A 9,561-nucleotide genomic window follows, 5' to 3' on the forward strand; every position below is an offset into this window, starting at 1 on the left:
AATACTAAATTCAATTAAGAAAAATGATTGTCATTCTTCTTCCTTAAAAAACTATAAGAGCTGACTAGGATTTACTAGTTAGCTCTTATTTTTTGAAAGAAAATTAAGAAAAGTTTAATTTGAAGTTAATGTAAGACGGATTTAAGAAGCATACTAAAGGAAAATTTAGAGAATATAGACTTAGAGAAAAATAATTTAGTCTATGAATAAACAATTGAAAAAGTAAACAATTGAAGAACGCAAATAAAAAATAGAACCTTGGAGTTTGTTCCAAGGTTCTCTTCTTTAAATTTGCATTTATTCAGCTAAATTAATTAGTAAACTGAATAAAGTTAACTTTTTTTAAAGTTAATCCTTAAAAAGGAAGTTTATTTGGCACTTGTGTTAAACAGTTATTAACTTGTTCAGCAATACGCTCAGCAGCGGTAATTCCACGTGATCTTACCCAATCATTGTTATTTACATTACAAGCTAAATTATTTTTTACTGCTTGTAGGTTTAACCATAAAGGATTATTTTCTGCACGCCATTTGTCAACAATAGTATTAGGTGCATATAAACCTACAAAAATTATACTTGGTTGCCACATATTTAAAGTTTCGAGGCTAATATCAAAACGGTTTTGAGAAATACCTGCCATTTCTTTAGTAGCGGTTTTAAAGCCTAAAAACTTTAATACTGAACCTGGGAAAGATGTTTCTGTCGAAACCCCAATTGCCGTAGGCTTAGAACTAATTAGAATTGCAAATTGTTCATTAGCTTTAATTTTATCTTTGTAGCTTTGCATTAGTTCTTGATGTTGAGCTAAAGCTTTTTCCCAAATAGCACTTGTACCAGTTACTTGGGCAATAATTTGAGCATTATCTAATTCTTCTGTATAAGTGTTATCACTAGTATTTAAAACTAAAGTCGGAGCTATAGCTTCTAATTGGCTATAGATATTCATATGACGACCATAGTCCGCAATAATTAAATCAGGTTTTAATTCTGCAATTTTTTCTAATGAAGGTTGTAAACGTTTACCAACGCTAGTATAGTTGCCCATTTTATCTAATACTTCAGGGAAAAAGCGTTCAGGCATCCCATCATCAGCAAGACCTACTGGAGTTAAGTGAAGGCGTGCAAGAATATCAGCAAAAGATAATTCTAATACGACAATACGTTGAGCTTTACCATTATAAGTAAATTCTCCACGAGCATCTTTTACCGTTACAGCTTGTGCCCATAGGCTAGTAACACTTAAAATAAGAAGAATAAAAATTTTAAAAATAGAGTTGCGATTCATAAACATTAAAATAGAAAAATAGTCCTAAAATTATTTTTTTGCTGAAGTAACTTTAACAATTTCTTGTGCCATGAGTTCAGAAGCATACATACCACGAGCACGTGCCCAAAGATTACTATCTACAGCGTAAACACGATTATTTTTTACGGCAGGAATTACTTGCCATAAAGGGTTTTTACTCCATACTACATTCGAAATAGAATCTGGAACATAGTTGGCAATAAACATTACTTGTGGTTGGAGGTTAACCACTTGCTCTAAAGAAGCATCGTAACGCCCAGTTGCTGATTGGAGGTCATTGTCTAAAACTTTATAACCAAGAGCTTTAAGTACTCCACCTTGATAAGTTTGACCTGTATAAACTTCAAAACGTTTATCACGACTAGTATTAAAAGTTGCTAATAAGCCATTTGCTTGTGCTTGTTTTGCATAAGCTGCCATTTGCTCTTGATATTGTACGAGGCGTTTATCAAAAACATCACTCTTATGGACAAGAGCGGCAATTGTACGAGCATTTTCAATATCTTGATCGTAGGTTTCGTAAAGAGAATTTAAAAGAATGGTTGGTGCAATTTGTTGTAATTGCGGTAAAATTGCTGCATGACGATTTACGTCAGCAATAATTAGATCTGGTTTTAAAGCAGCAATTTCTTCAAGTGAAGGTTGAGCTCGAGTTCCTACTGAAGTATAACCAGCTTGTTTTTGTGCAACTATAGGAATGAGACGATTACTATTTCCATCATCGGCAATTCCTACTGCTTTAACATCAATATTTGCTAAAGCATCTGCAAAAGAGAACTCAAGGACAACAACTCTTTTCCCTTCTCCTTGATAGATAAAGTTATTTCCTTGGGCGTCTTTTACGGTTACTTGAGCTAAAGCTACATTTATCCCCATAGTTGCAAAGAGGGCACAAAAAGTAATAAACTTATTGATTTTTGTTAATTGCATAATTTTTCTTGAGTGATTTTTTTTAGTTAGAAAAATCTAGGATTTAAAATACAGGTTTAATTTAAAAATTAAAACTCTAAAATAAAAACTAGAAAAGCTTACTTATTATAAGAAAAACTAGTAAAAAGTCATGCTTTTTTCAAATTATCACTAGGTAAATTAGTTATAAAAAGGATAAAAAGGGAAATTAAAGCTCCTTAATGCCCGTATAATTTATGTAAGAATTGGCGATTTTGGTATAATAAAAGATAGGATTTATTTAAAGTATCAAGTATTTTTATCGAAAAAATAACAAGTTTATTTTTTATGATCATCAATTATCAAGGAGAGATCTATGCTTAATAAAATCAAAACCCTTCTCACCAATGATAATGCTGATAGTCAAAAGAAACCTACAACTTTAGCTGGGTTAAAGAGTTTACAAAGGGCAGTAGAAGCTCCGAATGAGCTTCCTGATGCCAAAGATGCGCAAGCCATTTTTGACTACGCATTTTATTATGAATTTAATGCACCTGAAGAGGAATTAGATCTTGAACGTGCGGGTTACTACTATCAAAAAGCAGCTAACTTAGGGCATATTCAAGCTCAATACCGTTTAGGTAAATACTATGCTAATCCTCGTCGTCGTGATGGAATTAATCGAGAAAAAGCTACTTTTTGGTATCAAAAAGCGATGAAACAAGGTCACCAAAAAGCCAAAACTGCTCTTGAGATCTTAAAACTTAAAAAAGATCCGGAAGCAAAAATTAGCTTATAACTATCTAGGGGATTTTTCATGTCTTGGATTCACATCCTTGTAATCTGCTTAATTATAGGCTTTTTCTATAATATTTATCGTAAAATTCGTGAAGCTCAAAAAGAGACTACAGGAAAAGCTCAACCCGAAGACTTACAACCTTTTCCTTTCCCTCCTGATGTAATCGATCTCTATAACCGTGGTTATAATTTTGAAACCGGTTATCATGGTTTAAAGTCTATGGATAAAGCGATTGAGTTTTATACTTTATCTGCGGATAAGGGCTATCCACCTGCAATGTATCGCTTAGCTGATATCTATGCTCATGGTAAAGGAGGCATGGAAATCAATTATCCTTTAGCTCGTAAATATGCTACCCAAGCGGCAGCTCGTGAATATCCAGGAGCAGATGCTCTCTATCAGTATATTGAAGAAAAAGAGAAAATTAACAAAAGTTCTAAACTTTAAGTTTGGAACTTTTTTTATTAATATTTGCGTAGTTAGAAAAAGTTTAAGGTAAAATAAGATTAGGTATGCTATATAAACATGGGCTTAGAACTTGATTTTTAAGTTTGTGAAGATATAAATAATTCCGAATTTTACTTAGATTTATTGCATATTGGTTTAAAGTACCTCATAAAATTTTACCAATGGATATGGAGGGAAGAAGTTATGTTAGGTGTAAGGTTTCATTTAGCGTTAATATTCTTAGTAAGTTTAGGATTAACTACTAGCATTTATGCTAATGATAATACGCAAGATCCAAATGGTTTAACTACGAGAGAACAACTATTACAAGCTTTAGCTGGTAAGGATGAAGTGGAAAATACTCATGTATTAGTTTTACGCGACAAAAAAGAGAATTTTTCGCGAGCTTTAGAGTTATATGAAAAAGGAGAATTTGTCAAAGCAATTCCTTATTTTGTCAGTGCAACTCGTCAAGGTCATTTTAAAGCCCCTCGTTATTTAGGTTTAATCTACTTAAATGGCATGGGAGTTAAGATTAATACTACGAAAGCTTTTGCGTATTTTGTTTTAGCTGCTCAAAGAGGAGATATTACCGGACAATACTGGTTAGGTTATCTCTATGAAACAGGGACAGGTGTAAACCAAGATATGGAACAAGCTATACGTTGGTATACTAGCTCGGCACAACGAGGTGATATTATTGCCGCTCCAGCGTTAACTGCCTTAGGACGTTTTTACGAATATGGCTTAGGTTCGCTTACAAGAGACCTAATTAAGGCTAAAGAGTATTATCAACAAGCAGCTCTTGATGGTTATGTTCCCGCTCAACAAGCTTTACGTAATTTAGAAGTTCAGGAACAATTAAAAGTAACTCCTGACGTAAGTAATATTATTTCGCAGATAGATTAAATTTGTTTAAATTTTGCCTAGTGCTTTTTTGCACTAGGCAATTTTGCTTTTGTTAAATTATTCATATTTGACACATGAGGAATTTATGAATAAGAAAATAACCAAAAGTAAAATTAATCAAGCTCTAAAGGAATTACGAGCGGGAAAGTACAAACGAGAGAAGGTTTTAGTTGATGGAGCTGGTTTGGAATTAAGACTTTCAGCACATAAACTGGGGGTAGGAAGTTGGTCTTGGCGTTATTTTTGTCAGCAAAAACAAAAGTATTGTCGTTATACTTTTGCCAAATTTGCTCTTGATCAACAGTTATTGGAGCAAGGACAAAGATTTGCAGATAAACCTTGGATGACCCTTGCCCAAGCTCGAAGCCATATCCAGCACTTAGAGTTTAGAGCTAATCTTTCTCGTTTTGTTGAGTTAAGTACTCGTATTGAAGAGATTTTACAGCGTGTAACCCTATTAACCCCACATTACCAAAAACCAAGTTTAAGTTTACGGATTCTTAGTCAAGATTATTTAAAATTTTATGAGCAACATTTACGTAAAAATACCTTGTTATCTTTACAGCAAAGTATCAATTTTTTTGCTCAAATGCAACTCTTAGATTTACCTGTAGAGCAATTAACCAATCTTTATTTACGTCAAAGCTTAAATGCTCTGTACGAACAAGGGCATCTTGCAAAAATCAAATTAGTAATTGGGCATTTAAATCTCTTCTTAAAACATGGCGTTGAGCAAGAGTTAATCTCTAGTTTTAAGCCTTTGAGTATGAAAGCGATTTTTGCGCATAGTGCTAATCCTAAACCTCAAGCCTCTTTAACCCTCGAGCAAGTAGAGCCTTTTTTACAAGCTTTAGCTAAATTTTTAACTCCTCGTCGTGCTTATAAGGTTACTTTTATTCTCGTAATCTTGCTAAGTGCATGTAGAGCTAATGAGGTGTTTTATTTTTCTTCGCAAGAACTAGATTTAAAACGCAAACTTTGGCTATTACCCGCTCAACGCATGAAAGCTAAGCGTGAACATCAAGTTCCTCTAGATCCTTTATTGTTACGTTGTTTACGTTTGCTTGAAGGTTTTCAAGAACAAAAGCGGGCGTTGCGTAAGGTGTTAACTACCAAACATTATTATTCTTTAGATTTTCCTCAAGCTTGGACTCTCCATGGGTTTAGAGCTTTATTTTATACCAGTCTTATTAGTCAGTTTCCGGAGGCTGAGGGAGCAATTTCTCGTTGTTTAGCTCATAAAAGAAAATATTTAAATCCCGTAGACAGTGCTTATGATCGTCAAGATGATTTAAAATTAAGACGTCGTTTGTATCGCTATTGGTTTAACCTCCTCAGTAGTACTTCGGTAGTAACTCTCATCGAACGTCTCGAACAAATTCGTTATAATATAGAGAAAAAATAATTAATTATGTTTGCATTAAAACCTATAGGGAAGATTAACTCTTTATTAACTGATAAATTTAGCATGCCTCGACAGGGGAGCTTAAATAACGAATTAATTTGTAAAGTAGAACTCTTGCCTCCTTATAACAATCCTCAAGCGGTTGCTGAGTTACAAGGCTTTAGTCACTTGTGGTTAATTGGAGTGTTTCATGCTAATGTGCAAGAAGCGAATGCACAAAGGCTGATGGTGCGTCCTCCTCGTTTAGGGGGGAATCAAAGAGTAGGAGTGTTTGCAAGTCGTAGTTCTTTTCGTCCGAATAATTTAAGCTTGTCCTTAGTTACCTTAAAAGAAGTAAAAATTGATGCTCAAGGTAAGGCGAGTTTAATTATTCAAGGTTGTGATTTAATTGATCAAACCCCAATTGTCGATATTAAGCCTTATTTACCTTTTGCAGATGCTCCACAAGAGCAAGAGGTAAAAACCGGATATGTACAAACTCCACAAGTAAATGTAGAAACAAAAATCCAAGTAAAAGGTGAGTTTCCCTCATTTAGTTTACTACCACAAGTTGCAGGGGTAGTGTGGGATTTACAGCCTAGGGATTTATTACCACTAAGTGAAAGTACCTATGCTTGCCAAGAGTTTTTTACCGCCCAAGAACAGCAATTATGGCAAGAAGAGTTTAACTATACTCCTTTTTCTACTCTAACTCAAGAACAGCTTGCGAAGTTAGTATATTTAAGTCGCATTCTCTTAAAGCTCATAGCTTTAAATCCTAAGCCAGCTTATAAAGAGCAAGAAGTGTTACACTTGGGCATGAAATTTGCCGGTCTCGAAGTGCAATGGCAAGAGAAAACCATTAAAGAACAAGAGAAGACTAGCAAAGAACAAGAGAATAATAGTAAAGGACAAAACGAAGAGAGGGAAACTTCGAGATTGTTTAATTATCATCAGCCTCTTAGAGAGATAAGGATAACTTATATTGGCAAGGAAGAAACCGTAGATGATTGAAGTCAATAATGTCGAAGATGTCTTAACCTTTGCCTTGGTGGCAAAGTCAGGATCCTTTGCTCAGGCGGGAAAGAAATTAGGTTTAACACGTTCAGCGGTAGGCAAAAGAATTGCTCGTTTAGAAAAGTCTTTAGATGTACGCTTAATTCAGCGGACAACTCGTAAACTTAGTTTAACTGATGAAGGCAAGGTATTTTTACAACACTGTGAACTGGTGGTGGAGCAAATCGAACAAGCCTATCAAGTATTGCAACAACGTAAAGGTACACCTACAGGGAAGTTAAGAATTACCGCTCCTATTGTTCTTGGAGCTTCTTTTCTCAATCAAATTATTAATCAGTATTTGACTTTATATCCGCAAGTGGAAGTTGAGGTTTCTTATACTGATAGTTTGCTTGATTTAGTCTCTGAGGGCTTTGATTTAGGGATTCGTATTGGGGATACCGTTGCAAATAATCAACTATGGGCAAGATATTTAGGAGAATATGCTCTAGTTGCAGTAGCTACCCCGAGATATCTAGCCTCCAGCACCAAAATTAAAGAAGTGGCAGATTTAGCTCAACAGCAACTCTTAGTTTTTTATAATTTTAATTTTATTGATTTACCTTGGCATTTTAGGCAAGAGGGGAAACTAGTGAGTTTTCATCCTCGCGAAGCACAAACTATGCAACGAGCAAATAATGCTCAGTTATTACTAGATCTCTGTCTAGCCGATAAAGGGATCTTGTATATGCCTTGGTTTTATGTTGCTTCTTATTTAAAGAGTGGAGAATTAGTACAGGTTTTACCTGAGTATGAACTCTTTTCTACCCCTATGCGAGCAGTATATCCTTCAAAAAGTAATCTTTCTCCTAAAGTAAGAGCTTTTATTGATTTACTAGTTAATTCAGTCTCTTTCCAACAATTACAGCAACATTAAAGAAGCAAGAAAATTAAAGTCGAGTTAATGATAATAAAATTAAGCGATAAAGGTTATTTTAATTTAAAGATAAAAGCAAGGAACTAACTCCTTGCTTTTATCTTTATTAATGATGAGGAAAATGGACGGCGACAGTATCGATAAATCTTTTTAAAGTTGCTTCTTGGCTTTCATGATAACTTGGTTTTAAATTGAGACTAACATGGTTTACTCCAAGCTCTTCGAGTTGTTTAAATAAGGCAACAAGAGCTTTACTACCAGCAGTAACATAAAATGGACCGAGATCTAAAGGAGTATTGTCGTTTGGATCTAAATTAAGAAAAAGACCAATTCCAAGTGGAGTCCATTTATTTGGAGCATAGCTAGCAAGTTCGTGCACCATGTGGGCAAGATTTTCTGGATTATGAATTAAGCCATGATTAATCCATGCGGAGGCATTTTGGGCAATCCATGTTAGATCTTGACGAGATCTGCCAATGGTGAGCATCGGAATTGCTTGTTTAGGTTTAGGATAAAAATCCAAATCTCCTCTAAAGTTACCATAGTTCTCGGTGGTAAACTCTGGAAAATCTGTAGTATATAATTTATGAACAAGTTCCCAAGTTTCACGATATCTTTCAGCACGGTTGTTAAATTTATAACCGTAAGGGGCATATTCGCCTGGACGGTCTCCGGTAGCTAGTCCGAGTAAAAATCTTTGTTGTGAAATTAAATCAACAGAGGCTACGGCTTTAGCAATATCTATCGGATTACGTAAGGTTGCAATAATTCCAGCACTGCCAAGCGTTACATTTTTGGTTACGGCGGCATAATAACCAAGGGTGACAAAAGGATCTGTACCTTGTCCTACATCGCCAAACCTAGGATCGTAAAAAGGTACATCTCTTACCCAAATAGCTGCAATTGGAGAGTTATCGATCATTTCTAAGAGTTGCTTTTGGTTACTTAAATCCGGAAACGGAGTGGGATAACCATTAAAAGGAGCAATTAAGCCTAGAGTTAGCTTATGAGGAGCAAAAACTCTCGTAAATGCTTGGTGATTTTGTAATTCTAGAGGTAATTTTGCTTGTGTCATATTTTGTTCCTTGTTTTTGTTTTTAAGAGCTTATATTTTATATCTCTATTATAAGAGATATATTGTATCCTCTAGGGATACACTAAGTAGAAATAATTGAGGAATGGAGAAATCAAGCTGAAAACTAAGGAATAGTAAAATCAAGAAAGAGGGTAAGAAGCTCTAGTTAATTTCTTAAGTATCTTTACATAAGAGGGATTTATAACTAAGAGACGTGTTAGGTATTTTCTAGTTAGAGAGTTATACTTTTTGCTAGTACTAAAAAGAAAATGTCAAAGACTAAGCAAGAAATCTCAAGCATTTGTTGAGTATTTATTAAGCCTTTTCCGTATTTTTAGTCGCAAAAAGATATAAAAATACTTTTATGGTGAGCAAAATACAAGCTTTTGCCAAAAAAAGTAAGAAATTTATTACAAAAACTTATATTATTGTTGCCAGCAACAAAACAAAATAAACGGTAAACTTTAATCAAGCTCATAAGCAAATTAAGTTAATAAGCAAAATTAGATAATGAAAAAAATTTTGTAAATTGTAGATAAGTGGTATAATCTTCGACCGAATAAAAGCTAGGGATCTATTTGAGAAAAAAATTAAACGAAAAATATAGATTCCTTGTATAATTAGCACGATTAAAAAACTTATTTAAAATTTAATCTAGTTTTAAGTAAAGTGTTTTGTTTATTAGCACATTGTGAATAAAATGAAATAATTTATTACATTTTGTTTTTATAATCCCTTTTTTCTTCTTAGTGTACTAGTGCTAAGTAAGCTAAGACCTATAAGTTGATATTAAAAATGACATTAGAACAACAACCTAAAA

The 9,561-nt window shown here is 34.0% G+C and carries 9 protein-coding genes; 6 read left to right on the forward strand and 3 right to left on the reverse strand.

Annotation, left to right across the window (positions count from 1 at the left end):
- Positions 1-355 precede the first annotated feature (355 nt).
- Positions 356-1,285 (reverse strand): ABC transporter substrate-binding protein, encoded by a 930-nt coding sequence (locus tag CKF59_RS02775; protein WP_222985530.1) that lies wholly within the window; start codon positions 1,283-1,285, stop codon positions 356-358.
- Between the two features lie 30 nt (positions 1,286-1,315).
- Positions 1,316-2,236, reverse strand: a complete 921-nt coding sequence (locus CKF59_RS02780; RefSeq protein ID WP_119534463.1) for an ABC transporter substrate-binding protein — start codon at positions 2,234-2,236, stop codon at positions 1,316-1,318.
- 334 nt (positions 2,237-2,570) lie between these two features.
- Between CKF59_RS02780 and CKF59_RS02785 the strand changes: the two genes are divergently transcribed.
- The 6 genes from CKF59_RS02785 (at position 2,571) to CKF59_RS02810 (ending at position 7,666) form a co-directional block, all read left to right on the forward strand.
- A complete protein-coding gene (locus tag CKF59_RS02785) occupies positions 2,571-2,993 on the forward strand; it encodes a tetratricopeptide repeat protein (protein WP_119534464.1) in 423 nt (140 codons plus the stop codon).
- Positions 2,994-3,011: 18 nt separating this feature from the next.
- The gene (locus CKF59_RS02790) at positions 3,012-3,440 is read left to right on the forward strand and encodes a tetratricopeptide repeat protein (RefSeq protein WP_119534465.1); all 429 of its coding nucleotides are present in this window, start codon (positions 3,012-3,014) and stop codon (positions 3,438-3,440) included.
- 204 nt (positions 3,441-3,644) lie between these two features.
- The gene (locus CKF59_RS02795) at positions 3,645-4,349 is read left to right on the forward strand and encodes a tetratricopeptide repeat protein (RefSeq protein ID WP_119534466.1); all 705 of its coding nucleotides are present in this window, start codon (positions 3,645-3,647) and stop codon (positions 4,347-4,349) included.
- 85 nt (positions 4,350-4,434) lie between these two features.
- Entirely contained in the window at positions 4,435-5,754 is a 1,320-nt protein-coding gene (locus tag CKF59_RS02800; RefSeq protein ID WP_119534467.1) for a tyrosine-type recombinase/integrase, read from the forward strand.
- Positions 5,755-5,760: 6 nt separating this feature from the next.
- Positions 5,761-6,747: a tRNA (N6-threonylcarbamoyladenosine(37)-N6)-methyltransferase TrmO gene (gene tsaA, locus CKF59_RS02805; protein WP_119534468.1), complete on the forward strand. Its 987-nt coding sequence runs from the start codon at positions 5,761-5,763 to the stop codon at positions 6,745-6,747.
- Positions 6,740-7,666 carry a LysR family transcriptional regulator gene (locus tag CKF59_RS02810; RefSeq protein ID WP_119534469.1) on the forward strand — a complete coding sequence of 309 codons (927 nt, stop codon included), beginning with the start codon at positions 6,740-6,742 and terminating at the stop codon, positions 7,664-7,666. The genes tsaA and CKF59_RS02810 overlap by 8 nt, the downstream gene beginning before the upstream one ends.
- Before the next feature lie 106 nt (positions 7,667-7,772).
- On the opposite strand, the gene CKF59_RS02815 is transcribed toward CKF59_RS02810, so the two are convergent.
- A complete protein-coding gene (locus tag CKF59_RS02815; protein WP_119534470.1) occupies positions 7,773-8,741 on the reverse strand; it encodes an LLM class flavin-dependent oxidoreductase in 969 nt (322 codons plus the stop codon).
- Between the last annotated feature and the right edge of the window lie 820 nt (positions 8,742-9,561).

The organism is Psittacicella gerlachiana (assembly GCF_003585965.1).
GTDB lineage: Bacteria > Pseudomonadota > Gammaproteobacteria > Enterobacterales > Psittacicellaceae > Psittacicella > Psittacicella gerlachiana.

Bases quoted from the DNA above. Each gene is read 5' to 3' on its own strand.
- CKF59_RS02785 (WP_119534464.1), top strand. From the start codon at position 2,571: ATGCTTAATAAAATCAAAACCCTTCTCACCAATGATAATGCTGATAGT.
- CKF59_RS02815 (WP_119534470.1), bottom strand. From the start codon at position 8,741: ATGACACAAGCAAAATTACCTCTAGAATTACAAAATCACCAAGCATTT.
- CKF59_RS02795 (WP_119534466.1), top strand. From the start codon at position 3,645: ATGTTAGGTGTAAGGTTTCATTTAGCGTTAATATTCTTAGTAAGTTTA.
- tsaA (WP_119534468.1), top strand. From the start codon at position 5,761: ATGTTTGCATTAAAACCTATAGGGAAGATTAACTCTTTATTAACTGAT.
- CKF59_RS02810 (WP_119534469.1), top strand. From the start codon at position 6,740: ATGATTGAAGTCAATAATGTCGAAGATGTCTTAACCTTTGCCTTGGTG.
- CKF59_RS02790 (WP_119534465.1), top strand. From the start codon at position 3,012: ATGTCTTGGATTCACATCCTTGTAATCTGCTTAATTATAGGCTTTTTC.
- CKF59_RS02780 (WP_119534463.1), bottom strand. From the start codon at position 2,236: ATGCAATTAACAAAAATCAATAAGTTTATTACTTTTTGTGCCCTCTTT.
- CKF59_RS02800 (WP_119534467.1), top strand. From the start codon at position 4,435: ATGAATAAGAAAATAACCAAAAGTAAAATTAATCAAGCTCTAAAGGAA.
- CKF59_RS02775 (WP_222985530.1), bottom strand. From the start codon at position 1,285: ATGAATCGCAACTCTATTTTTAAAATTTTTATTCTTCTTATTTTAAGT.